Source organism: Rossellomorea sp. y25 (assembly GCF_038049935.1).
GTDB lineage: Bacteria > Bacillota > Bacilli > Bacillales > Bacillaceae_B > Rossellomorea.
Genome location: NZ_CP145886.1, coordinates 3,579,464 through 3,604,550 on the forward strand (window position 1 = coordinate 3,579,464; position 25,087 = coordinate 3,604,550).

19 protein-coding genes are annotated in these 25,087 nt (G+C 42.5%); 6 read left to right on the forward strand and 13 right to left on the reverse strand.

The window, feature by feature from the left end; translation table 11 throughout:
* Positions 1-125: 125 nt before the first annotated feature.
* Positions 126-3,083 carry a transglycosylase domain-containing protein gene (locus AAEM60_RS18055; protein WP_341356836.1) on the forward strand — a complete coding sequence of 986 codons (2,958 nt, stop codon included), beginning with the start codon at positions 126-128 and terminating at the stop codon, positions 3,081-3,083.
* A 123-nt stretch (positions 3,084-3,206) separates the two neighbouring features.
* Here AAEM60_RS18055 and acsA read toward each other — a convergent pair whose 3' ends face one another.
* Complete coding sequence (acsA, locus tag AAEM60_RS18060) at positions 3,207-4,925, reverse strand: acetate--CoA ligase (protein WP_299739324.1); 1,719 nt, start codon at positions 4,923-4,925, stop codon at positions 3,207-3,209.
* Positions 4,926-5,178: 253 nt separating this feature from the next.
* Between acsA and AAEM60_RS18065 the strand changes: the two genes are divergently transcribed.
* From AAEM60_RS18065 to AAEM60_RS18075, 3 genes are read left to right on the forward strand one after another with little or no spacing between them, the layout of a single operon-like run.
* Positions 5,179-5,811, forward strand: a complete 633-nt coding sequence (locus AAEM60_RS18065; protein WP_299739326.1) for a GNAT family N-acetyltransferase — start codon at positions 5,179-5,181, stop codon at positions 5,809-5,811.
* A gap of 36 nt (positions 5,812-5,847) precedes the next feature.
* Positions 5,848-6,495 carry an acetoin utilization AcuB family protein gene (locus tag AAEM60_RS18070; RefSeq protein ID WP_299739328.1) on the forward strand — a complete coding sequence of 216 codons (648 nt, stop codon included), beginning with the start codon at positions 5,848-5,850 and terminating at the stop codon, positions 6,493-6,495.
* Positions 6,492-7,667: an acetoin utilization protein AcuC gene (locus AAEM60_RS18075; RefSeq protein WP_299739330.1), complete on the forward strand. Its 1,176-nt coding sequence runs from the start codon at positions 6,492-6,494 to the stop codon at positions 7,665-7,667. Before AAEM60_RS18070 ends, AAEM60_RS18075 begins: the two co-directional genes overlap by 4 nt.
* 79 nt (positions 7,668-7,746) lie before the next feature.
* Here AAEM60_RS18075 and motS read toward each other — a convergent pair whose 3' ends face one another.
* The 4 genes from motS to AAEM60_RS18095 all read right to left on the reverse strand — a co-directional run bounded on the left by motS (position 7,747) and on the right by AAEM60_RS18095 (position 12,167).
* Complete coding sequence (gene motS, locus AAEM60_RS18080) at positions 7,747-8,484, reverse strand: flagellar motor protein MotS (RefSeq protein WP_299739332.1); 738 nt, start codon at positions 8,482-8,484, stop codon at positions 7,747-7,749.
* Positions 8,474-9,289, reverse strand: a complete 816-nt coding sequence (motP, locus tag AAEM60_RS18085) for a flagellar motor protein MotP (RefSeq protein WP_299739334.1) — start codon at positions 9,287-9,289, stop codon at positions 8,474-8,476. The genes motS and motP overlap by 11 nt, the downstream gene beginning before the upstream one ends.
* A gap of 60 nt (positions 9,290-9,349) precedes the next feature.
* A complete protein-coding gene (ccpA, locus tag AAEM60_RS18090; protein ID WP_299739682.1) occupies positions 9,350-10,348 on the reverse strand; it encodes a catabolite control protein A in 999 nt (332 codons plus the stop codon).
* 742 nt (positions 10,349-11,090) lie between these two features.
* Positions 11,091-12,167, reverse strand: coding sequence for a bifunctional 3-deoxy-7-phosphoheptulonate synthase/chorismate mutase (locus tag AAEM60_RS18095; RefSeq protein ID WP_044339452.1), 1,077 nt, complete (start codon positions 12,165-12,167; stop codon positions 11,091-11,093).
* 205 nt (positions 12,168-12,372) lie between these two features.
* Here AAEM60_RS18095 and AAEM60_RS18100 point away from each other — a divergent pair, with 205 nt between their 5' ends.
* Positions 12,373-14,529, forward strand: a complete 2,157-nt coding sequence (locus AAEM60_RS18100) for a cell division FtsA domain-containing protein (RefSeq protein WP_299739340.1) — start codon at positions 12,373-12,375, stop codon at positions 14,527-14,529.
* A gap of 43 nt (positions 14,530-14,572) precedes the next feature.
* Here the strand turns inward: AAEM60_RS18100 and AAEM60_RS18105 are convergent, their stop codons facing one another.
* From AAEM60_RS18105 to AAEM60_RS18120, 4 genes are all read right to left on the reverse strand, one after another.
* A complete protein-coding gene (locus AAEM60_RS18105) occupies positions 14,573-15,145 on the reverse strand; it encodes a YtxH domain-containing protein (protein WP_299739342.1) in 573 nt (190 codons plus the stop codon).
* A 177-nt stretch (positions 15,146-15,322) separates the two neighbouring features.
* Positions 15,323-15,637 carry a bacillithiol system redox-active protein YtxJ gene (gene ytxJ, locus AAEM60_RS18110; protein WP_299739344.1) on the reverse strand — a complete coding sequence of 105 codons (315 nt, stop codon included), beginning with the start codon at positions 15,635-15,637 and terminating at the stop codon, positions 15,323-15,325.
* A 127-nt stretch (positions 15,638-15,764) separates the two neighbouring features.
* Positions 15,765-16,247: a YtxH domain-containing protein gene (locus AAEM60_RS18115; protein ID WP_299739346.1), complete on the reverse strand. Its 483-nt coding sequence runs from the start codon at positions 16,245-16,247 to the stop codon at positions 15,765-15,767.
* Between the two features lie 16 nt (positions 16,248-16,263).
* Positions 16,264-16,776: a DUF948 domain-containing protein gene (locus AAEM60_RS18120; RefSeq protein ID WP_299739347.1), complete on the reverse strand. Its 513-nt coding sequence runs from the start codon at positions 16,774-16,776 to the stop codon at positions 16,264-16,266.
* 206 nt (positions 16,777-16,982) lie between these two features.
* Here AAEM60_RS18120 and AAEM60_RS18125 point away from each other — a divergent pair, with 206 nt between their 5' ends.
* Positions 16,983-18,098 carry an aminopeptidase gene (locus AAEM60_RS18125; protein WP_299739349.1) on the forward strand — a complete coding sequence of 372 codons (1,116 nt, stop codon included), beginning with the start codon at positions 16,983-16,985 and terminating at the stop codon, positions 18,096-18,098.
* A 430-nt stretch (positions 18,099-18,528) separates the two neighbouring features.
* On the opposite strand, the gene murC is transcribed toward AAEM60_RS18125, so the two are convergent.
* The 4 genes from murC to AAEM60_RS18145 all read right to left on the reverse strand — a co-directional run bounded on the left by murC (position 18,529) and on the right by AAEM60_RS18145 (position 24,675).
* Positions 18,529-19,845 carry a UDP-N-acetylmuramate--L-alanine ligase gene (gene murC, locus AAEM60_RS18130; RefSeq protein WP_299739351.1) on the reverse strand — a complete coding sequence of 439 codons (1,317 nt, stop codon included), beginning with the start codon at positions 19,843-19,845 and terminating at the stop codon, positions 18,529-18,531.
* A 157-nt stretch (positions 19,846-20,002) separates the two neighbouring features.
* Positions 20,003-20,671, reverse strand: coding sequence for a hypothetical protein (locus tag AAEM60_RS18135; RefSeq protein WP_299739353.1), 669 nt, complete (start codon positions 20,669-20,671; stop codon positions 20,003-20,005).
* Between the two features lie 8 nt (positions 20,672-20,679).
* Positions 20,680-21,783, reverse strand: a complete 1,104-nt coding sequence (locus AAEM60_RS18140) for a nicotinate phosphoribosyltransferase (RefSeq protein WP_299739355.1) — start codon at positions 21,781-21,783, stop codon at positions 20,680-20,682.
* A 108-nt stretch (positions 21,784-21,891) separates the two neighbouring features.
* Positions 21,892-24,675: a DNA translocase FtsK gene (locus AAEM60_RS18145; RefSeq protein WP_341356837.1), complete on the reverse strand. Its 2,784-nt coding sequence runs from the start codon at positions 24,673-24,675 to the stop codon at positions 21,892-21,894.
* Positions 24,676-25,087: the final 412 nt, after the last annotated feature.

A 25,087-nucleotide genomic window follows, 5' to 3' on the forward strand; every position in this document is an offset into this window, starting at 1 on the left:
TTCTAAATAAATAGTCAATAAACCTACTAAAAATACTGCCCGACCAACAACCCTTTTATTTGACTTTTTACGACAGCTCTCTCGTAAATATGCTATAATGGGAATGTTCTGGGGGGAATGATTATATGAAGGAAAAATGGAACAAATTACTTGAAAAACTAGATCCTGCAATCAGGTTCTTTTCAAATACTGGATTTCAAAAACGAGCTAGAATTACATACGGAGTATTTTGGAACCTATCCCTGATACTTGTCGTTCTATTTGTATTAGGCTTTGCATTTGCAGGAGGAGTCGGAGCCGGTTATTTCGCTTCTCTCGTGAAGGAAGAACCGATTCGTCCTTATGACCAAATGAAGAAGGACATTTACAACTATGAAGAAACGTCGCAGCTTTACTTCGCTGATAATGTCTATCTGGGAAAACTCCGGACGGACTTGGAGCGCGAAGAAGTAAAGCTTAAAGATGTCTCCGAAGACCTGCGGAATGCTGTCATTGCAACGGAAGATGAATACTTCAAAGATCATAACGGTGTCGTACCCAAGGCAATCATGCGTGCCGTACTTCAGGAATTCACCAATTCCTCTACCCAATCAGGTGGAAGTACACTCACTCAACAGCTGATCAAAAACCAAATTCTGACGAATGAAGTATCCTTTGAACGAAAAGCGAAGGAAATTCTTCTTGCTTTACGTTTAGAAAGATTTTTTGAGAAAGACGAAATACTGGAAGCGTATCTGAATGTAGCGACTCTTGGTCGTAATTCTTCCGGTCGGAATATCGCCGGTGTCCAATCGGCTGCTCAAGGGATCTTCGGAGTGGACGCCAAAGATTTAACCTTGCCTCAATCTGCTTTCATTGCAGGACTTCCACAAGCTCCTTTCTCTTACACTCCATTCACGAATAACGGAGAAATGAAAGAGAATCTGGAAGCCGGAATGAGCCGTAAAAACACTGTACTCTACAGAATGCACCGGGAAGGTTACATTACGAAAAAAGAGTACAATGATGCTGTTGCCTATGACCTGTCGAAAGATTTCATCAAGGCTAAACCATCACCGAGCGAACAATATCCATGGCTGACAGCTGAACTGGAAAGCAGGGCAGTGGATATTATGACGGATGTACTGGCTGAGAAAGACGGATATTCAAAACAAGACCTTGAAAACAATGATGAGCTTGAAGAAAAATACCGCACGCTCGCGGATCGTAATGTCCGTCAAAGCGGATATGAAATTCATTCAACCATCAATAAAAAAATCTATGATCAAATGCAGAAAACAAAAGATGCCTATGAAATGTATGGTCCTCCGAAATATGTAACGGCAACGGACCCTGAAACAGGGGAAGAAGTGGAAGTACAGGAACCGGTTCAGGTCGGAGCGATCATGATTGAAAATAAGACGGGACGCATCATCAGTTTCATCGGCGGCCGTGACTTTAAAACGGAACAAATCAATCATGCCACTCAGGCACTGAGATCGAACGGGTCCACCATGAAGCCATTACTTGCGTATGCCCCGGCACTGGAATACGGATACATTTCACCTGGATCCCCTATTCCTGACGTTGGTGTAAACATCAATGGGTGGACGCCTGAAAACTACTCGCTTAATGAACGCGGACTTTTCCCTGCAAGACATGCACTTGCAGAATCATTGAACTTACCTGCAGTAAGAACCTATGCCAATATCTATAACCGAAATCCATTTAAAGAATTCCTTCTGAAAATGGGCTTCTCATCACTTAACAGCCGATATGATAATAACCTGTCACTTGCACTGGGAGCCACGACAAGTGGTGTAACAGTCGAAGAAAACGTAAATGCCTACACCACTTTTGCAAACGGCGGAAAATTCATTGATGCCTATATGATTGATAAAATTGTCGATCAAGAAGGCAATGTGGTTTACGAGCATAAAGTAGAACCGGTGGATGTGTTCAGTCCGCAGACTGCTTACCTCACCATCGATATGATGAGAGATACCCTGGATCATTCACTAGGTACGGGGCGTTATGCGAAGAAATTCCTGAACTTTGGTTCAGACTGGGCCGGGAAATCCGGAACGAGTCAGGATTACAAGGATCACTGGTTTGTCGCATCCAATCCGAGCATCACTTTCGGAACCTGGTTCGGATATGACACACCTTCTTCATTAAATACACCGGGATCCCGGGCACAGTATGGACATTATGGATTACGTAATATCCGCTTATGGTCATACTTATTGAATGATACGAGGGACTTGGCTCCTGAGCTGATCGATCCCGATGCTTCGTTTACAGCACCGGAAGGCATTGTAAGGAGATCCTTCTGCTCCATTTCCGGATTGCTGCCATCAGAAGCATGCAGTCAGGCCGGGTTAGTGAAAAGTGACTTATTCAACGCTAAATATGTACCGACCAAAACCGATGACAGCTTACTAATGAGCCGTTATGTCATGGTTAACGGAAAGAAATATTTAGCTCTGCCTAATACGCCGGAAGAATTTTCACAGCCGGGAGTGATTTTGAATCCTGACTTTGTGAAGAATGTATTTGGTTCTGTACCTGGAGATCCAAACAAACTCATTCCGGAAGGTGACAATCGATTCAAAAATGTTCTGATTGCAGAAAATAAAATTTCTGACGACGGATCAGCTCCCGGTACGGTAAAAGCAAGTGCTAATGGAAATACCATCACTTGGACGTCATCCGCAAGCAGCGATGTCGTCGGATACCGTGTATATAGTAAATCTGGCGGCAAGGTCGGCAGTGTCAAGTCTGGCGGAAGTTATTCAATTTCCGTTGGAAATGGTGATTTCTATGTGGTTTCCGTAGACGTAGCCGGAAGACAATCTGCACCTTCCAATACTGTACAAATCGGAAAACCGGAGCCTGAGCCAAAGCCTGAAAAACCGGCAACGGATCCGAAACCGCCTGGTGATAAACCAGCCGATCCCCCTCCTAAACCAGACAAGCCTGAGCCACCACCTCCATCTGATGATGGAGGCGGTGATGGCGGCGGTGGAGACGATGGAGTCGGTGACGGTGGCGGCGCAACCGAGCCACCGACTGAGCCTGATCCACCTGCTGAGCAGAACTAGATACAAGTTGAAAACGAGCGAAAGTATTTACTTTTCGCTCGTTTTTTTGTTCCCTCCCTCGCCCAAACCAAAAAAGCACCCACAAAAGAACCCCCGCTCCACGAGCGGGGGTTCTTCCACCTATTAATCTTCCATTGTACTTAAATCACCGGTAGGGAGGTCTAACTCCCATGCCTTCAATACTCGGCGCATGATCTTTCCGCTTCGTGTCTTCGGAAGTTTGTCTCGGAATTCGATTTCTCTAGGAGCCGCATGGGCAGCTAATCCTTTTTTAACAAATTGACGAATCTCTTCTTTTAGCTCATCTGTCACTTCATATCCGTCGCGAAGAGCGATGAACGCTTTGATGATTTCGCCGCGAACCGGATCAGGCTTTCCAATAACACCTGCTTCGGCGACTGCCGGATGTTCTACAAGCTTGCTTTCTACTTCAAATGGACCTACTCGTTCTCCAGACGTCATGATGACATCATCAATCCGGCCCTGGAACCAGAAATATCCGTCTTCATCCATATAAGCTGAATCTCCAGAAACATACCAGTCACCAGGCATGAAGTATGAGTCATACTTCTGTGGATTATTCCAGATCTGGTTCATCATGGACGGCCAGCCTTTTTTGATCGCTAAGTTCCCCATGCGGTATGGGGGCACTTCGTTTCCTTGATCATCCACAATCGCTGCTTTCACTCCCGGGAATGGTTTCCCCATGGAACCTGGCTTGATTTCCATGCTCGGATAGTTACAGATCAATTGACCGCCTGTTTCCGTCATCCACCAAGTATCATGGATGCGGAGATTGAATACTTTCATTCCCCAGCGCACAACTTCCGGATTCAGTGGTTCACCTACGCTCAGGATATGGCGAAGAGAGCTTAAGTCGAATTGTTTCACGACTTCATCCCCGGCACCCATCAACATCCTGAAAGCCGTTGGAGCACTGTACCAAACCGTCACTCCATAGTCTTCGATCGTTTTATACCAGTTCTCAGGCTTGAAGCGTCCCCCTACAATAACGTTCGAGGCACCTGTCAGCCACGGGCCGAAGATTCCATATGAAGTCCCTGTGACCCAGCCCGGATCAGCTGTGCACCAATACACATCCTCTTCCTGAAGGTCGAGCACCCATTTGGAAGTTTGATAATGTTGGATCATAGCGTTATGGACATGAAGGACCCCTTTTGGTTTTCCAGTGGACCCTGATGTATAGTGAAGGATCAACCCATCGTTCCGGTCTACCCATTCTACTGCCAGTTTATCGCTCGCTTCAGCAAATTTTGATAGGAAGTCAACATGAACATCGTCCTCCTGTACCTCATCCCCAATTAGAAACACATGCTTTAAGTTCGGAAGTTCACTTACCGGAACCCTCTTTAATAGTTCAGGAGTCGTGATCAGTACCTTTGCTTCACTATCCTCTAATCGATCACGGACGGCTCCCTCCATGAATGCTTCAAACAGAGGACCTACGATGGCACCCAGCTTGATCGCACCCAATACGGAGAAATACAATTCCGGTGATCTTGGCATGAAGATGAAGACACGGTCACCTTTTTCAACATCCCCAAAACGCTTCAATACATTTCCTGCTTTGTTCGACATCTTCTTCATATCAGAGTACGTATATTTTTCATCACGTTCTGCATCTCGGTAATAAAGAGCGACTTTATTTTTCCTGAAAGATACTGCATGTCGGTCGATTGCTTCATGAGCCAGATTGACACGTCCTGTTTCCGCCCATGAAAATTCTTTTTCAACATCTTTCCAATCAAATGATTCATACGTATTTTCATAGCTTTCAAGATTATAGTTTCCCTTTGTCACTGGTAACGCTTCCACTTTCATATACCGCATCCCCCTTATGTAAGAAATTACAATCTTATTATAGTATAAATTTAATATTTTCTCAATTTTTTAAAAAATCTGCCATAAAGTTCTCCCTAGTATTTTTAGGACAAAAACGGTTCAAACCCCTGCTCTATATAGGTATTGCAGAATAATATTTCCTCTGCAGACGTCTGAAAATTTCGTGAAAGCGCTATACATTTTTTCATTTCATGTATAATGTACTTGAGGAATATCTTTAGGTGGTGTCCAGATGAAATTGAAAAAAACCTATAATGCAACAGAATTAAAGACAACAAAAGGAAATCTCATCATTGAAGGCCCGATTTCCGCTGAAGAATTGGCACGTCTTGATTTTCACGAAGACTTGGTCGCTTTCAGACCTCCTGCTCAGCAACATAAAGCCCTTGTTGAGATTGCCGGTTTACCAGAAGGACGAATTCTGATTGCGAGAGACAATCATACGATCGTTGGGTATGTTACATATTTATATCCTGATCCTCTTGAACGCTGGTCTCAAGGGAAAATGGAGAATCTTATCGAGCTTGGAGCAATCGAGGTCATCCCTAAATACCGCGGGGCTTCCGTCGGGAAAAACCTGTTAAGGGTTTCCATGATGGATGATCATATGGAAGATTTTATTGTCATTACGACTGAATACTATTGGCATTGGGACCTTAAAGGAACCGGCTTGAACGTATGGGAATATCGTAAGGTGATGGAAAAGATGATGAACGCTGGCGGTTTGGAGTATTACGCAACTGATGACCCTGAAATCAGCTCCCATCCAGCCAATTGTTTAATGGCGAGAATCGGTAAAAGAGTGGATTCAGATTCCATCCAACGATTTGATCAGCTGAGATTTATGAATCGTTTTATGTATTAATGGAGTTCTGACAAGTTTTCTAAAGGGGTGGAGAACGTGATTGTAGAAGAAATCATGAAAACGAAAGTCGAAACATTAAAGGCAGACGATACAATTGAAACAGCCATAAAACTAATGCGGGAGAAGAAAATCAAGCATATCCCGATTACGAATGATGCTCTGGAAGTAATCGGAATCGTGAGTGACCGTGATGTAAAAGACGGTACCCCATCTATTTTTCATGATGACTCCTCTACTAGTGAGTTACAGAATCCTCTTAAGTTGATCATGAAGAAAGATGTGATCACAGGTCATCCATTGGATTTCGTAGAAGAGGTTGCCGCTCTTTTTTATGAGCACCGAATCAGCTGCCTGCCTATCCTGAAGGAAAAAAAGCTCGTAGGAATCATAACTGAAACAGACCTGCTGTACACTCTCATTCAACTGACGGGAGCCCACCAACCCGGCTCTCAAATTGAAGTGAAAGTCCCACATAAAGCTGGCATTCTCTATGAAGTGGCCGGTATCATCAGAAGAAATAACTCTAATATTCAAAGTGTCCTCGTGTATCCGGATAAAAAGGACGAAAACTTTAAAATACTTGTGTTCCGCGTAAGAACGATGAATCCGATGAATGTGATCGATGATCTCAAGAAAGAAGGATATGACGTGTTATGGCCAAACATGCCAGGAATCTCATCATGACCAAAGATGCTGTCTTCATTTATTCAGATGAACTCCTTGAGTATCGGTTCTCTGATGAGCATCCTTTCAATCAAACCCGATTGACCTTGACGATGGACTTACTCAAAGAAGTAAATGCTCTTCAATCAGATGAAATTGTCCCCCCACGAATGGCTACCGACGAAGAACTATTTCTTAATCATGATCCCAACTATGTAAACGCCGTCAAAAGAGCGAGTGTCGGCCAACTCTCTCAAGATCAGGCAGAAGGGTTTGGTATTGGTACAGAAGATACCCCAATGTTCAAAGGAATGCATGAAGCAAGTGCTTATTTAGTGGGCGGAACGTTGACGGCCGTTGATTATGTCATGACGGGAAAAGCGAAGCATGCCCTCCATCTCGGCGGTGGTCTGCATCACGGCTTCAAAGGAAAAGCATCCGGCTTCTGTATTTATAATGACAGTTCAGTGGCGATTCGCTATTTGCAGGAAAAATATGGGGCGCGGGTCCTGTACGTCGATACAGATGCTCATCACGGAGATGGCGTTCAGTGGTCCTTTTACGATGATCCGGACGTTTGTACCCTGTCCATCCATGAAACGGGACGTTACCTCTTCCCAGGGACAGGTAATATTAATGAGCGCGGTCACGGTAAAGGATATGGGTATTCCTTCAATATACCCCTCGATGCCTTTACAGAGGATGAATCTTGGCTCGAAGCCTACGAAACGTCCTTCCGTGAAGTCATTGAATTCTTCAAGCCCGACGTCATTTTGACTCAAAACGGGGCAGATGCCCATTACTATGATCCCCTCACCCACCTTTCAGCTACTATGAATATATACAGGGAAATCCCTCGTATCGCCCATGAGCTTGCTCATGAGTATTGCGATGGTAAATGGATTGCCGTTGGTGGGGGTGGCTATGACATTTGGAGAGTCGTCCCAAGGGCATGGAGCATGATTTGGATGCAGATGACCGGTCGAATGGACCTCGCCTCTTCCTTCCCTGGGAAGTGGACGAAACGCTGGCAGAGTAAGGCAGGTGTCACCTTGCCATCTGAATGGTGGGATAGACCTGACATATACAAGCCGATTCCGCGAAAAGGGGAAATCACGGAAAAAAATAAACAAACTGTTGAAAAAGCCCTATACTCCATCCGACAGCAACTGAGGCAAAAGCCTAGCAGTTAATCGAAAAAAAGAGGCGGCTTTTTAAACAAATCAACAAAAAACCAAGGACCTCTCATCACCACTGAGAAGCCCTTGGTTTTTATTGTTCTTCGTAAGCAGGGTCTGTAATGATCACTTCGACCCGTCTGTTTTTTTGGAGATTCTCCCTGGTGTCATTCGGGGCAATTGGCCGTGTGTCCCCATATCCGACGGCGATAAAGCGCTTCGGATCCAGGTTCTCCGTTTGAATGATGTATCGAATTACACTGCTTGCCCTTGCAGAGGAGAGTTCCCAGTTTGATGGAAATCGATATGTACCGATTGGACGATTATCTGTATGTCCTTCTACCTTCACGAAGTTTGGGATTCTGGATAAAAGATCCCCCACTTTATTTAAGAACGGATAAGCGTCCTCAAGGACCGTTGCTTCACCTGAGGCAAATAGAGCTTGCTCCTGGAGAACCAGTACGACACCTCTCTCGGTTCTTGTGGCAACTACAACGTCACTTAATTTGTTTTCATTTAAGTAGCTCTGAATATCCGCTAAAAGTTGAGTTAACTCTTTGTCGGCTTGTTCACTGCTTTGAGGCTGCATTTTCTCCATTTCCATTTCAGGTTCAGCAGAAGGGTTCTCGAATGGAATGACAGATGGGTAAAACTCGAGGATTTGACGCTGTTGAAAGGAATCAGCGATGGCCCTGAATTTCACAATATCTATTTGTGACATAGAAAACAATAAAATAAAGAATACGAGAATAAGAGTAATGAGGTCAGAAAAGGTCACCATCCATTTTGGAGCACCCGTGGGCTGAGACGCTTGTTGTCGTCTACGCTTCATCGAATGATGCCTCCTCTTGTTTCCTGCTCGAGTACATCTCCAGTTCCTCATTAGATAAGAACACTCTTAGTTTCTCTTCTAATAGTTTTGGATTTTGACCAGATTGTACTCCAACAACACCTTCAATCACGATTTGCTTCATAAACACTTCTTTCTCTGTTTTCATCGCTAATTTGGATGCCATGGGCAGAAAGACAAGATTTGCAAGGATCGATCCATATAAAGTCGTTAATAAGGCAATGGCCATATTCGGGCCCAATGACGTTGGATCATTTAAATTCTTTAACATCAGTACGAGACCAATCAAGGTCCCGATCATACCCCAGGCAGGTGCATACTCCCCCGCCTTGTCCAGTAAACTTTTATTTTTACGATGTCGCTCTTCTAAAGCGATGATTTCAGCATTCATTATATCTACGATCACGTCCTGCTCAATGCCATCCACTGCTAAGAGGACACCTTTTCGAATAAAAGGATCCTCCACTTCTTCCACTTCCGCTTCTAATGCGAGAAGGCCTTCACGTCTGGCTTTTTCTGAAAGTGTCACAAACGTGCGAATGAGACCTTGAAGATCGTATTCCTCGTCACGAAAGGATTCTCTCATCACTTTCCCCATTTGCTTCAATTCCTTGATAGAGAAGCTGACCAACATGGCAGCGACCAACCCGCCTATCACAACAAACATGGAAGGCAGATCTATGAAGGAACTGAAGCCTGTAATACCTGCGTTCGTAATGATGGCGAAAGCGACGAATAGAAACCCAACTACAACCCCGATTGGTGTAAGAACATCAAGCTTTTTCATTTTGACTCTCCCTACAAAAATAAGTTCTGTTTGTCTTTATCTTTTATATCGACAAACTTCTTATTTTGTTGAGTTACGATGTTCAAGTCGATGAGGAAGAACAACTGTTGATTCTTCAACCGTTTCTTTGTTCATATATTTCGTTAATAACCTCATCGCTACAGCCCCGATATCATATAAAGGCTGAACAACGGAAGTTAACTGTGGTCTAACCATAAGCGCCAGTCTTGTGTTATCGAAGCTGATCACTTCAACTTCATCGGGGATGGACACGTTTTGATCCTGGGCACCGTGAACGACTCCAAGGGCCGTCTCATCATTTCCGACGAACACAGCGGTCGGCTTGTCCGCAAGCTCAGAAAACTTCTGCCATGCTTCAAGTCCTGAATCATATGTGTACTCACCTTCAACAACCAGGTCGTCACTATATTCCACTCCGGCTTTGGCAAGGGCCTCTCGGTACCCTTCCAACTTAAACTTCATGTTAATCGTATCGTGGAAAGGACCACTTACAAATCCAATCCGTTTATGCCCTTTTTCTAATAATTCCGTAACAGCATCATAAGAAGCCGCTTTGTAATCGATATTAACAGATGGAACCTTGTTTGTTTCTTCCACTGCCCCCGCTAACACGATTGGTACCGGAGAACGTTCGAATTCCTGAACATGCTCTTCGGAAATGTGACCTCCAAGAAACAGGATTCCATCTACTTGTTTTCCAAGCATCGTGTTAAGAAGATGAAGTTCCTTCTCGGCATTTTGATCCGAGTTACTTAAGATGATATTGTATTTGTACATCGTTGCGATATCTTCAATCCCACGTGCCAATTCAGCATAGAAAATATTAGAGATATCCGGAATGATGACTCCGACCGTTGTTGTTTTCTTACTTGCCAGTCCCCTTGCTACAGCATTCGGACGGTATCCAAGGCGGTCTATGACCTCCAGTACTTTCTTTCTTGTTGCCGGTTTTACATTAGGATTTCCGTTGACTACACGTGAAACGGTTGCCATGGAAACATTTGCTTCTCTTGCTACGTCATATATTGTAACGTTCATCATTAACTCTCCTTTACTCTTCTACTCATTTATCTTATTTTACACTAAATAAACCTAAAGAAAAAAGCGATTACAATAGTTTGTTAAAAAATGCACATATTTATATTCACGTTAGTGTTTTTTTCAATGTATATAGGTTATTTATCTGCAATTACCTAGATAATCATACGATAGTCTCTATATTCCTGCAACGACTCCGCCTTATCTTAATAAAAAGTTCATAATAGCTTGAGCTTGCAGAAGCGGGGGAGGTTTAGTGGAGAAAACAAGCAAAGGACGAATCTTCAGAGGGTATTTTGACAGGTTATTGGTTGGGGATTTCGCTGATATATTTGGGGGTTCGCTGTTATATTTGGGATTTCGCTGATATATTTGGGATTTCGCTGATATATTGAAGATTTCGCTGATATATCTGGGATTCCGCTGTTAAAAATCTGAATTCCGCTGTAATAATTAGATTTCGCCGTTATATTTGGAATATCGCCGTTAAAACCGAAATTTCGCCGTTAAAATCAGAATTTCACCGTTAAAATGAAATTTTCGCCGATATCCCTAATGAAGATTCGATGTTTCAATTAAAAACTCAGGTATTTCGCTACTCCCAAACAAAGAATTGGGCTTTCAAAAGGACATTACTTTAAAAAATGCCTAAAGTGATCGTAAAAACTCGTATTTTTCTTTCGAAAATCAAAAACAAAGGGTTGGACCCCATGAATAGGATCCAACCCTTCTCTTATATACATTATACTTCGATCGTTCTGCCTTTTAATAGCTCCTGGTAGAAATGATCAAATTGATCTAAATCCATTTGCTGAGCTGAATCGGATAGGGCAACGGCAGGATCAGGATGAACCTCGGCCATTACTCCATCTGCACCGATGGCAAGTGCTGCTTTTGCCGTTGGGAGCAATAGATCTCTACGTCCAGTCGAATGTGTTACATCCACGAATACCGGTAGATGCGTTTCTTGCTTAAGAATTGGGACAGCCGAAATGTCCAATGTGTTTCTTGTTGCTTTTTCATACGTACGAATTCCACGTTCACAAAGGATGATGTCTCCATTTCCTTGTGAAATGATGTATTCGGCAGCGTTGATGAACTCATCGATCGTTGCAGCTAAACCGCGTTTAAGCAATACGGGCTTTTTCACTGCCCCGGCTGCTTTTAACAGCTCAAAGTTTTGCATATTTCTCGCACCGATTTGAATCACATCAATGTATTCCAGCGCAGGTTCGATATCGGCTGGATTAACGATCTCACTTACGACAGCTAAATCATATTCATCCGCCACTTTTTTAAGAATTTTCAAGCCTTCAATCCCGAGGCCCTGGAAATCATAAGGTGAAGTTCTAGGTTTGAATGCCCCGCCTCGAAGCAATTTAAGTCCTTTTGCTTTAACGGCCTTCGCCACTTCAGCCACTTGCTCGTAAGATTCAACGGCACATGGACCGAAAATGAAATGAGGCTTTCCATCACCAATGGAATCTCCGTTGATATTGACAATCGTATCATCCGGTTTCTTTTTACGGGAAACAAGCAATGCTTTACGGTGATCGTCTTTTTGCAACTCTAAACCGGCTTTAAAGATCTCTTTAAAAATATGTTCAATGGTAGAATGTTCGAATGGACCATTGTTATTTTCTTTAATCAGATCTAGCATGCCTCTTTCGCGAACAGGATCATAGCGGTATACTCCTTGAGTCTCCTTGACACGCCCGATTTCCTGAACTAGTTTAGCACGTTCATTAATGGTGTCTAATAGTTTTAGGTTCATCTCGTCGACTTGTTTTCGTAATTGATCGAGCTCTTGATTACTCACAATACAGCACCCTTTCTTTTTTTATCCTGTTCATACGTAAAAACTGTTATAGTTTTAAGAAAGTATGATACATTTTTGATATTGAAACTTATTATAATAGAACATATCTAAAATGTCACGATAAAATTCTTTATTAATTAGACGCTTTTAAGCACTAAAGTATTTTAGTATTGTATGAGAATAGGCTAAAGTGGGTGAACACTAATTGAAAAATAAGCAAAAAATTTTTGCATTAGATATCGGAACCAGGTCGGTCGTCGGGATTATTTTAGAAGAAATAGACGGAATATTTCAAGTTTCAGATATTTTAGTAGAAGAGCATAAAAAGAGAGCCATGCTGGATGGTCAGATTCATGACGTTCCTGCTGTATCAGAGGTCATTTACTCCATTAAAGCGCGTTTGGAAAAGAAACATGGCCCCCTTTATAAAGTGTGTGTCGCAGCAGCCGGAAGAGCTCTGAAAACGGAAATAGCATCTTGCACATCAAATATTAAAGGAAAACCCCTTCTTCAAAAAAACGATATCCTCCATCTGGAGTTAAGTGCTGTCCAGCAAGCTCAAGCATTAGCTGCAGAAAATGAAAATGATACGAAGGGCTACCACTATTACTGTGTTGGTTATTCTGTCCTATTTTACCGTTTGGATGGTGAAGAAATCGGAAGCCTCATCGATCAGCAAGGGGATGAAGCCACCGTCGAGATTATCGCGACTTTCCTCCCACGTGTCGTGGTTGAATCCTTGATTGCGGCACTCAATCGCGCCGGCCTTGAAATGGACGCTTTGACATTAGAGCCCATCGCTGCCATTAATGTGCTTATTCCAGAATCCATGAGACGACTCAATGTAGCCCTCGTTGATATCGGAGCAGGAACATCGGATATCGCGATCACCAATATGGGGACTGTCATTGCCTATGGGATGGTCCCGACAGCCGGGGATGAAATAACGGAAGCCCTCAGCCATGAATTATTGTTGGACTTTCCACTTGCGGAACAGGCAAAGAGGGAGCTTCAGTCCAGAGATCTGATTACTGTTACCGATATTCTTGGCTTTGAAACGAGTTATCCTGCACATGAGGTGGTGGAGAAAATCACACCAGCTGTGAATCGGTTGGCAGAAGAGATTTCAAAGGAGATTCTCCGTTTGAACAATGGAAAGCCCCCACAAGCTGTCATGCTTGTAGGAGGAGGCAGCCTAACACCTGTACTGCCCGACCGATTGGCAGCATCCCTGCAGCTTCCTCATAATCGGGTCGCTGTAAGAGGCGTAGAGGCGATTCAGAATATAACCATATTGGATGAAGTAACGAAAGGACCTGACCTCGTTACCCCGATTGGAATTGCCATTGCTGCTAAACAAGCCCCTGTTCAATACGTCACCGCTCACGTGAACAATCAACCTGTCCGATTGTTTGAAGTAAAGGACTTAACGGTCGGCGACTGCATTTTGGCTGCTGGGTTAAAGTTGAGTAAATGGCACGGGATACCGGGAAGTGGATTCTTTGTATCAGTCAATGGTCAAGATATATCTTTGCCAGGAGGTCACGGTCACCCGCCCCTCATTGAAAAAAATGGTCTGCCTAGTGCACTTGATGAAAACATTAAAAATAACGATATTATTTCTGTTCATAGAGGAAATGACGGAACTCAACCCAGGGTAAGCATCGGTGATCTGATTGACACGTCCTCTTCTAAACAGATTGTCATTGGCGATGACAATTATGTAGTTACTCCACTCGTATACAGAAACAATCAGCGTGCATCCCTTGATGATACCATTCAGGATCGTGATTCTATTCGAATCGAATTAACGGAATCACTCTTCGACGTGTTAAAGCATTTTGGGTATGAAGAATGGGTAGAATGCACAAAGCCCTATCATATTTCCATCAATGGAAAAGAAACGTTCTTCCCTGCCTATAGCGGAAAGCTATTCATAAACGGTATTGAGGCGAAGCTTTCATCAAGGATTCAGCAGAATGATATCGTTTCATTCAAACCTGGTTCCACACCAACGGTAAAGGAGCTTCTCATCAAGAAACAGCTCACCCCGGGGTCCACTATCCTGATTACTTTTAACGGCAAGAAAGTAGAACTTATGAAAGAGAGCAGCCGGGTTTATCGCAATGGGATTAATCTTAAAATGGATGATCGATTATTATCCGGTGATACAATTGAAATAGAAGCACAACAAATGAGCTCATTTATTTTCCAAGACTTGTTTAATTCAGTTGAAGTCAATATGCCTTCTCATGCGAATGGGAGCTTCGTACTCTTGAAAAATGGGGAGGAAACCACCTTTTATGAGGAAATCCAACAGGGGGATGAACTCGAAATCGTGTGGCCTAAAGGGACACGCTGACTATCAGACAGAAAAAAACTGGCATTTACGCCAGTTTTTTTGTTTACGATCCAACTTGGCCAGGTAAGCTGCTCGTACGGTTAGTTGGATGGATATTGTTATTATCTGTAGAAATAGAGCTTGTTGAAGGCTGAGTGCCGTTTACAGAAGAGGTCGAGTCGCCTGTCACTTCTTCTCCCGCTTCTTTCACTTTCCCACCAATATCCTTCAATTCTTCTGCTGCTTCTTTGGTAGTGGCTATAATTTCAGAAGAATCTTCTTTTACTTGATTCACTTGATCAATCACATCATCATTCACCTTTTCATAAAGGCTCTGTGCATCGTTGATCGCTTCCTTTAATACAGTAGACGCCGTTTTAAGGCGATCCTGCCAGTCGTTCATGATTCCCGATGGATTTTCTCTTACCTTTGCCACCATCCCCATCGTAGAGTCTTTCACGTTTGATGTTCTCGAAGATACTCTCTTTCTTGTTGTTTTATCAAGCATAGCCACTGCGCCGCCTACTACAGCTCCCACAACCATGCCTTTTAATAACTTACCGTTCTTCTCACCGGAAGTGCCGTTCTTCGTAGTCGTATTACTTGTTTGAGTTTTATATGGTACAGTCTGTGTCATGAATCGTTCCTCCTAGTTTACTTTAGATAATTTTTTATTCTTATAGAGTAAATTCCCTGTATTATAGAAAATAAACACATGGGAGGGAATTACCAAAAATTATTAGGAATCCCAAACGAAATCATCAGTAAGTACACATAAAATAAAAAAGACCCTGTCAAAACAGAGTCCTTTCCCCTACAACTTATTTAATTCATTCTCAGTAATATTCCAATGTGAAGCATTCCAGCCTGGTTTCCCTTCAATAAAAAGAAAGGCTTGCGGCGATTCATGCTTAATGCCGTACTTCTCAGCAATATGACTGGATAGCTCCCTTGATTCCTGAACGGCTAAATAGTAGCCGTCTTCTTCTTCATGCTTGTTTAAGAAAGCTTGGTATTCGTTGAAAGCATTTGAGCTTATCGGACATGTTAAGCTGTGCTTCATAAAAAAGAAGCGGGAACTTGTTTCAGAAAGCTTTTCAAACTCTTGAACGGTTTCAATCTTTTGCATGAGATTCATACTCCCTTTCATACATGTGCTTTATTAGACAAGAGACAAACGGATGCCTCCTGGCTTTTAATTGCAACAAAAAAACGGTGAAGTAATCATATCACTTCACCGCCCCTGGAATCAATTATTATTGATTGTATGTTTTTTCAGTTTCATCAAACGCCTTTTTTGTTTCTTCGAGCTTTTGATTCACATCTTCTGTTTCTTCAACAGGTGTTGTTTCACCTACAGCAACAGCTTGCAGCTCATCATTTGTTTCTTGAAGCTCGTTATTATTAGAGCGGTATGTTTTCAGCTTGCCAACCACATTGTTGGATTGCTCCTGTACTGATTTTGTTAGGGCAGAAGATTTTTCTTTCGCAACCGCTGCAAGTTCATTGCTCTTTTCTACAGCCGTGTCTTTCCACTGACCTGTCTTTTCTTTCAGGACGCCTGCCTGTTCGTTAATATCATGACGAAGATCTTTACCGGATTTAGGAGCCAGTAGTAGAGCTGTAGCCGCTCCTACGATTCCTCCGATCAGTGTTCCGATCATGAAGTCCTTTGAATTAATGTTGTTGCTGTCATTTGTTTGGTTCTGGTTCTGGTTTTGATTGTACTGTTGTGTCATTTTAAAATTCCCCTCTCTAATTGTTATAAGATCTTGCTCTTTTTATCAATTTTTCTTGAGAACGAACTTCTTTTGGTGTTTGGTTTTGAACAGCTTCATCAGGTTGAGTTGGCTGTTTTTCCTGTTTTTGTTTCCATTTGTCCTTTAACTCAATGAAAGCATTTCCCCACTGAACAACCTGTGAAATCTTCCCTTGATTCCGTTCAAGTTCAGTTGAAATGGAAGTACTTACTTTCTTAACCGAGTTATTAAGGTTCTGGATGGAGTGCCCTACATCTCTTACTGCATAAACAACAGTGTTCAGATCCTCAGATTTCTTCTGGATATCCTCGGCTAATAGGTTTGTTTTATGTAGTAATTCTGTGGACTCTTTTGTTACTCCTTGAAGCTGACTCTCAAGGCCGGTCAATGTAGTTGAAACACTGTCTAAAGTTGAGCCTAGAGACTTCAATGTTTTCATTACACTCATAACTAAAATAAAAAATGCAACTGCTATTACAGCCACGCTTAGATAAAGAATTATTTCCATATGCCACACCTCCATGTATAGAAATTCTTTACCCTTATCATAAACAAATAAACATTATACTAGTATTTCTTCCTTTCTCATGAATTCTCCTGCATGAAAAAATAAAAAATATTTCTTCTTTTAGCTTTTCTCATTTTGTTTATCGCATCCATTAAATCATGTTTTAGGGTACAATAAAATGGACTATATACAAAGGGGAAGATAACATGAAAGATCCACGCATTGAAAAACTGGCAAAAAATTTAATTCAATATTCCGTGCAGTTACAGCCTGGAGAGAAAGTATTGATCGAAAACTTCGGCTTGCAACGGGAACTAGTGACAGCACTCGTTAAGGAAGCATATGCAGCCGGGGGATATCCTTTTGTGTCACTTAAAGATCACGCAGTAGACCGCGCATTATTGATGGGTGCCCAAGAAGAACAATACAACATGATTGCAAGCTTTGAAGCGAATGTCATGGAACAGATGGATGCGTATATCGGTTTGCGCTCAGGTGATAATATCAGTGAACAATCGGATGTACCTGACGAAAAGATGAAGATCCATGGAAATACAATTGGTAAAAAAGTACATAGAGAAATTCGTGTCCCTAAGAAAAAGTGGGTCGTGCTCCGCTATCCGACTGCTTCGATGGCACAGCTCGCCAATATGAGTACAGAAGGCTTCGAAGACTTCTACTTCGATGTCTGCAACCTGGACTACAGCAAAATGGACAGTGCCATGGATAACCTGGTCGAACTCATGAACAAAACGGATAAAGTCCGCCTTGTCGGAGAAGGGACGGACCTTACATTCTCAATCAAGGACATTCCTGCAGTGAAATGTGCGGGACGCCTGAACATTCCCGATGGTGAAGTGTACAGTGCACCTGTGAAGAATTCGGTGAACGGCGTGATTTCTTACAATACGCCATCTCCATATAACGGATTTACGTTCGAAAATGTAAAATTGACATTCAAAGAAGGTAAGATTGTTGAAGCTACTGCAAATGACACTGAGCGAATCAACAAAATCTTTGATACGGATGAAGGGGCAAGATACGTAGGTGAATTCGCCATTGGTGTGAATCCATACATCCAGCATCCGATGCAGGACATCTTATTTGACGAAAAGATTGATGGCAGCTTCCACTTTACACCGGGTGAATGCTACGAAGAAGCGTATAATGGAAACCACTCGAACATTCACTGGGATATGGTGATGATTCAGCGTCCTGAGTATGGTGGAGGCGAGATCTATTTCGATGATGTATTAATTCGCAAAGACGGTCGATTTGTCATTGAAGAACTAGATGTGCTGAATCCTGAGAATTTGAAGTAAACGGAAAAGCCACCGTCATGAATCATGACGGTGGCTTTTTATTGTAGTGTGAATCTTTGGAGGGCCGACTGATTGGATGTTGAACACTTGAGAATGATTGCCTGTTGAAATTCTTGGGATATTTGCCTGTTAAATTCAACTAATTTTTTGCCTGTTGAATTTCAGCCTTTTTTTGCCTGTTGAATTTCAGCCTTTTTTTGCCTGTTAAATTCAACTAATTTTTTGCCTGTTGAATTTCAGCCTTTTTTTGCCTGTTGAATTCAACTAATTTTCACCTGTTAAATTTTAACCTTTATTTGCCTGTTAAAAACACCGCTTTTTTAAACAGTTAAATTCCCCACCATTTTCAACTGTCGAACCCAGCTATCATAATCAATTCAACCTTACAAAATAGAAAAAACCGGCTCCCATAAGAACCGGTTTTTCCATATTAATTTTCTGCTACCTGTTCCTCCAGCGTTTTTTCATACGCTTGTTGGAACTTTTGTACGTCTCCTGCTCCCATGAAAATCAGCACTGCGTTTTCATGTTTGAGTAAGGCAGTCGTATCTTGTTCATCTATAATCTCGCATCCTTCAATCTTGCTTCCAAGATCGTTGATCGAAAGTTTCCCATGATTTTCCCTTGCGGAACCGAAGATTTCACATAAGTACACTTTGTCTGCTAGACTCAGGGTTTCTGCAAACTCGGAAAGGAAGGTTTGCGTACGTGTAAATGTGTGAGGCTGGAAGACAGCAATGATTTCTTTTTCAGGATATTTCTGTCTTGCAGAATCCACGGTTGCTTTGATTTCAGTCGGGTGATGAGCATAATCGTCGATCAGGATTTGAGTGCCCACCTCTTTTTCAGAAAAGCGGCGTTTAACTCCTTTAAATGTGCTTAATCTCTCTTGAACGATGGCTGTATCCAGCTCTTCATAATGACAGATCGCAATGACGGATAAAGCATTCATGATATTGTGATCCCCGAAGGTTGGAATTTTAAATGTTGCATAAAATTCATTACGCACAAACACATCGAATGTTGTTCCGCTTCTGTCCCGCGATACGTTTCTCGCCTGGAAGTCATTTTCCTCAGCGAAGCCGTAAAATACGACTGGCACTTGAGCCTGGATTTTCTGTAGCTGTTCGTCATCTCCACATGCGATGATTCCCTTTTTCACTTGCATCGCCATCTCCTGGAAGGCAGAGAAAACGTCATCTACATTGGCAAAGTAATCAGGATGATCAAAGTCAATGTTCGTCATGATGGCATAGTCAGGGAAATAAGACAAGAAGTGACGGCGATATTCGCACGCTTCAAATACAAAGTACTGAGCATCCACTTCACCTTTGCCTGTTCCATCCCCAATAAGAAATGAAGTCGGCTTTGCACCACTGATGACATGTGCTAATAAACCAGTTGTAGACGTTTTTCCGTGTGCACCCGTTACCGCTACACTTGTAAATTTCTGCATGAATTCTCCAAGAAATTTATGATATCTAGTGAGGGGTAACCCTTGCTCGACAGCTGCCTGAATTTCTTCATGCGTGTCAGGAAATGCATTTCCTGCGATCACATGCATATCCCCTCCAATGTTTTCTTTTTGGAAAGGAAGAATTTTTATATTTGATTCATCCAGTGCCTTCTGAGTAAAGAAATATTTATCTACGTCAGATCCTTGGACCTCGTAGTCCATATCGTGGAGTATTTGGGCTAAAGCACTCATACCCGACCCCTTAATTCCTACGAAATGATATATAGTCATAATAGAACCTCCAACAATCGTCTATCTAAAAGCATTATATGAAATGAATATTATTTTGCTATCGGTCTTAAGCTTTTGATATTGAGTATAGAAAAAAGCGAACTTTCTTCAACTTGAAATATTATATCATTTTTTAAAATCCCTGACCATGCACAAGCTACGAAAGACTGTGTAGAATGAAGTTTGGTGCTTCTTCTTTTAAATACGTTCTCCATAATACTCCAGTTTTTTGATTCATTTGACCATAATGATTTTTCATATCTGATAAAATCCCCTCTGATTTGACGGGGAAAACAGGACCTAAGATCCACTGATGTGTCACCAACGGGACTTTCCTCACGAAATAGATCCCATTCTCAACAATTCCCTTTTCTTTACAATCAAGGTTTGTTTTAACAGAACTTTCTTCATCCTGAATGATATTTAGACATGTAAAAGTAGCTTCTTCATCCTGTGTATCGATTTTTCCAATGGTGACGGGCTCCCACGCTGCTGTCAGCATGATGGCACCAAGCAGTTTTACTGATTCATGCAGTGAATGGGACTGAAGAAATTGAAAGAACAGGGTTTGCCCCTTGATGGTTTTGTAATCAAACAAAAACCATTCTTGAAAGAGCTTTTTGGTTTCTTCATCCATCCGAGACTCATCATGTAAAAGAAAACGTTTAGAGAACATCATCTTGGCCCGTACCTTTTCTCTAATGTTCGTTTCCTTCAAAGCGTACTCGTGCGCTTTTCTGTATAGGTCTTTTATATGATCCTCGGCCATTCGCTGCTTTTTAACTCTATATTGCTCTAGATTTAAAAGGCTGTCTGTTTCTTGCATCCTCTCACCTATTCGAATTCTACTTTTTCCAGTCGGGGGTTTGGACGGAGTTTTCTCCCTGCCTTGGCTTCAGGGGAACCATCTATTACGACGTTATCCCCTGTAAAACCGACATGGATTTTCAGAAGACTGCTTCCCACTCCATACATATCAACCGGAACCTGATTTTCCTCAAACTGGCGAATACGATCTTCGTTAAATCCACCTGACACCACAATCTTGACGTGGTGGAACCCCTCTTCATCCAATGCCTGTCTTAATGCATTAATGAGTTGCATATTTACTCCCCGCGGGTCAAATGTGCCGAGCACGTGTTGATTACGGAGGAAGTATTTATCGATCATCATTCGTGATGTATCTACCCTTACCCCTTTTAATTCAGGGCCAAACTCCCGCGCTACCTTTAATGAGTCTGTAATGGCATCATTATTATAGTCTACCAGAGCGATCAGCTCGTCTTCAGGAAATGTTTCCTGGTAAGCTTTAGTGGCTTCTACGATATCTCCATTGAATAATTGGATGAGGGCATGCGGCATGGTTCCCATCCCTTTCTTCCCCCACCATTCGTTCATGGCATGGGTAGCCTGAGCTGTAGATCCACCTATGAATGCTGCATATCCATCACCGGCTTGCTGAGTAAAGTGATCATCTCGATCACCCATGAAGATGACAGGTTTTTGTTTACCTGAAATAGAGGCAGCTTTCATTACATTATAGACACTCGTCGCCACTGATGTTCTTCTTGCCAGGATGCCATCTATGATCCCTTCCAAATAGCCAAAGTCCTGGTAGCGTCCCTTGATGGTCAGTACCGTTTCAAATGGTGAAATTTGATCCCCATCTTTTAAAGAGTGGATCTCGAGATTTTGCGGGTTATCGGCAAAACTATGTAGAAGTGCAATGACTTCATCCGTTCCACAAATAACGGCATGATTCTTTTGAAAGAATTGCATGGTGACAACGGCATCCGGTTTATACTTTTTGGCGATTTCCTTCGTTTTCAAAAAATAAACAGCTGAAAACCAGCCATCCTTGATTCTTTCGTCAAACTTAAATGTATGATTGGTCAATCTGTTGAGTTTTCCTTGAAGTTTCAATTCTATTTCTTTCATTATTAAAGCTCCTTATGGCTCTTCCTACATAAAAATAGGTATTCTGTTTACTGAATCCTAAAAGGACACATATAAACAGAATACCATGTATTAAATGATTCTACTAGTCTATGCCAGAGTCTCCAATTCACTTTCGGAAATCAGGACATCCCTTGGTTTACTGCCTCTGGACTCTGAAATGATTCCATTACTCTCCATCATTTCCATCAATCTCGCCGCCCGGTTATAGCCGATTCTGAATCTGCGCTGCAAGGCCGAAGCAGAAGCCCCACCCTGGTCGACGACAAATTCACATGCTTCTAAAAATAATTCATCTTCTTCCTCGGTAACTTGTGCTTTCTTGATTAATTCATCCTGTTGAAAGAGGTAATCCGGTTCTCTTTGCTCTCTTACATGATTGATGATGTCATCGATTTCGTCATCGGACACGAAGGTTCCCTGTAAGCGGACCGGCTTCGATGAACCATTTTCCAGGAAGAGCATATCACCTTTACCCAATAGCCTTTCAGCACCGCTCCCATCAATGATTGTTCTTGAATCGACGCTTGATGAAACGGAAAACGCCACTCGTGTTGGTACATTGGCTTTAATCAAGCCTGTAATAACATCGACTGAAGGCCGTTGAGTCGCAATGATCAGGTGAATCCCGCAGGCACGTGCCTTTTGGGCGATTCGGCATATCGCTTCTTCAACATCCGCCGGCGACATCATCATCAAGTCGGCTAACTCATCAATGACTATGACTAGATATGGAAGCATATCGCTGTATTGTTTATTCCGTTTAGCCAGTTCATTAAAGCGTTTAATATCCCGTACACCTGTATGAGCAAATAATTCGTATCTTCTTTCCATTTCCTCAACAGCCCATTTAAGAGCTGCAGTAGCTGCCTTCACATCTGTTATAACCGGACTGACAAGATGTGGGATCCGGTTATAGGGAGCAAGCTCTACCATTTTCGGATCGATGAGGAGCATTTTCAATTCATCCGGTGATGCTTTGTACAAAAGACTCACGAGTATTGAGTTGATACATACACTTTTACCTGAACCGGTAGCACCGGCGATGAGTCCGTGTGGCATTTTGCTTAAATCAGTCACAATCGGCTGTCCGGAAATGTCCAGACCAAGAGCAGCGGTCAATGGGGAAGTGGGCTCTTGAAAGGCCGGACTCGCGATGACTTCACTAATGCAGACCGGCCGGCTCTCCCGGTTAGGCACTTCAATACCAATCGTATGCTTACCTGGAATAGGGGCCTCCATTCGTATATCCCTTGCAGCCAGGCTAAGCTTGATATCATCTGATAGATTGGTAATTTTATTCACCTTCACGCCAGGTTCCGGTTGAACCTCGAATCTAGTGACAGACGGGCCTTGTGTGACATTCACTACTTTGGCCCTCACATTAAAATTATGAAGGGTCTCGTCCAGTAAAATCCTTTGCGAATCAAGCCATTCTTCGCTCATTTCCTTTGATACAGGAGGCATCAGATAATCCATTTCAGGAAAGACGTAGTCTCTTGTCCTTTTAGAAGATGAGCTTAATTCGCTATAACTCTTTACCGCTTCTTCTCCTTGAACCGGGCCAGCTTGCGATGTTTTCTCTTCTGCATGCTGTATGGATATTGATTCAGCTGCCCTTTCTTGATTTACTTCCTTTACAGGCTCTTCCTTCTTCTCTTCTTCTCCAGCCCTCTGAGTTAATGTTTGGTGCTCACTTTCCTTGCTCGCCACATTTCGAGCTTTGCGCGTATCCAACTGCCGCTTATCTTGTTTCAGCATCAATACGTTAAAAGGAAGATGAGATCTCTTTCGCTGCCTAGGCTCTTCCCCCTTTGGTGGTTGTGGAGGAGGTGTCGATTCCGACTCTTCCCGTACTCGGTTATCCTCGCTCGGAGGCTCATTTTGTACAACGGGTTCTTGAGCTGGTATCTCGTGGACAGCTTTAGCAGGTTCCTGTACTTGTTCATCCCTTGCAGAATAGGCAGGCTGTTGGATAGGCTCTTCATCTTGCACAGAGTCATTATGCTCCTGCTCTAAATGTTGCTCTTCGGGTGCTTGCTCTAGTTCCGAAATAAGTGAAATACGTTCATTTGATTTCTGTGAAACTTCTTCAGTAAGCTCTACTTTTTGATCCGGTTCATCAACCGGCGTTGTTTCATCGATAACTTCATCTTCTACCATTAGAACATCTTCAGTCTGATGTTGTTCAAGATGTTCCTCCCGGAAATTCGTCATCACTTCGACTGGTTCATGGTTAAAAGGTTTTTCGGATTTCTCGACAGCTGTCTCAGCTTCAGCGATTTCTTGTGATTCTTTTTCCAACGGAATTGAATCCTCTGCCGCTGATAGAGCTTCATGATCAATCACAACTTCTTTGCTTTCTTCGTCATTATGTAAAAATTTCTTAAGTTCGAACTCAACTTGCTCTTCTTTTTTCACCGGTCTTCCTCTGAAGCCATAAATAGGTGACGGAATTTCCGTTGGCGTAAATGGCCTGCTATTTCCTTTTTCTACTTTAGGAGTTTTCTTCGTTTTGACAGTAACCGATGGTTTTTCTTCTTTCCACTTTGTATGTTTAGAAGGATGGTTCCGGCTCTTATTCTTTTGTTCCTTGGCTGGCTCTTCCTTCTCTTGGCTTCTACGGTTTCTATTCGTTCGTGGACGTTCTATATTTTCCCCATCCGATATAAGGGGAAAGCGAAAATTCCCTTTAGGATATTGATACGTCATTCTTGCTTCTACATCTCTTGAATGATTGGACCCTACTATATTTTTACGTTCAGTTTTTTTACGTTCTATATGCTGAACTTCATCATTTTTTTCATCATAATACTCTTCAAATTGTTCATCATTATCTGATAATTTGCCAAACATTTTTTTAATCCAACTCACAAACATCACTCTTTCTTTCATACTTATTTATATTTTATCAGTTAAAGAGAAAAATTCGAGTCATTTCGATAGAATAGGAGAATTGTTAAGGGATTGTGTCGAAATAAACATAGGTGTAAAGAGAATGTAATACGTTTTGGAAGATATTTTCGGAAATATGTTGCAGAGCGAGTAGTGGCTGATTTCCGCTCCAGGTGCTCGCTTTCCGCGGGGCGGGCGGTGAGCCTCCTCAGCTTCGCTTCCGGGGTCTCACCTGTCCAGCTACGGGGCTTAGGGGCTCGAGGTCATAAGCCAAGTCTGCCAAAAAGGCATAGAGCGCCTTTCCGGCAGACTCGTCTTATGCTTTCGCCCCTGGGCAAAGCCCCTCCGCTTTTCGTACTGTCCCGCTTCTCCCGCAGGAGTCGAGCACCTT

What these genes read in the sequence shown, in the direction of transcription:
- AAEM60_RS18065 (WP_299739326.1), top strand. Translation starts at nt 5,179, where the DNA reads ATGAAATTGAAAAAAACCTATAATGCAACAGAATTAAAGACAACAAAA.
- murC (WP_299739351.1), bottom strand. Translation starts at nt 19,845, where the DNA reads ATGACTATATATCATTTCGTAGGAATTAAGGGGTCGGGTATGAGTGCT.
- motP (WP_299739334.1), bottom strand. Translation starts at nt 9,289, where the DNA reads ATGAAAAAGCTTGATGTTCTTACACCAATCGGGGTTGTAGTTGGGTTT.
- AAEM60_RS18105 (WP_299739342.1), bottom strand. Translation starts at nt 15,145, where the DNA reads ATGACACAGACTGTACCATATAAAACTCAAACAAGTAATACGACTACG.
- acsA (WP_299739324.1), bottom strand. Translation starts at nt 4,925, where the DNA reads ATGAAAGTGGAAGCGTTACCAGTGACAAAGGGAAACTATAATCTTGAA.
- ytxJ (WP_299739344.1), bottom strand. Translation starts at nt 15,637, where the DNA reads ATGCAAAAGATTGAAACCGTTCAAGAGTTTGAAAAGCTTTCTGAAACA.
- AAEM60_RS18055 (WP_341356836.1), top strand. Translation starts at nt 126, where the DNA reads ATGAAGGAAAAATGGAACAAATTACTTGAAAAACTAGATCCTGCAATC.
- AAEM60_RS18140 (WP_299739355.1), bottom strand. Translation starts at nt 21,783, where the DNA reads ATGAAAGAAATAGAATTGAAACTTCAAGGAAAACTCAACAGATTGACC.
- motS (WP_299739332.1), bottom strand. Translation starts at nt 8,484, where the DNA reads ATGAAGCGTAGACGACAACAAGCGTCTCAGCCCACGGGTGCTCCAAAA.
- AAEM60_RS18135 (WP_299739353.1), bottom strand. Translation starts at nt 20,671, where the DNA reads ATGCAAGAAACAGACAGCCTTTTAAATCTAGAGCAATATAGAGTTAAA.
- AAEM60_RS18115 (WP_299739346.1), bottom strand. Translation starts at nt 16,247, where the DNA reads ATGACACAACAGTACAATCAAAACCAGAACCAGAACCAAACAAATGAC.
- AAEM60_RS18125 (WP_299739349.1), top strand. Translation starts at nt 16,983, where the DNA reads ATGAAAGATCCACGCATTGAAAAACTGGCAAAAAATTTAATTCAATAT.
- AAEM60_RS18120 (WP_299739347.1), bottom strand. Translation starts at nt 16,776, where the DNA reads ATGGAAATAATTCTTTATCTAAGCGTGGCTGTAATAGCAGTTGCATTT.
- AAEM60_RS18075 (WP_299739330.1), top strand. Translation starts at nt 6,492, where the DNA reads ATGACCAAAGATGCTGTCTTCATTTATTCAGATGAACTCCTTGAGTAT.
- ccpA (WP_299739682.1), bottom strand. Translation starts at nt 10,348, where the DNA reads ATGAACGTTACAATATATGACGTAGCAAGAGAAGCAAATGTTTCCATG.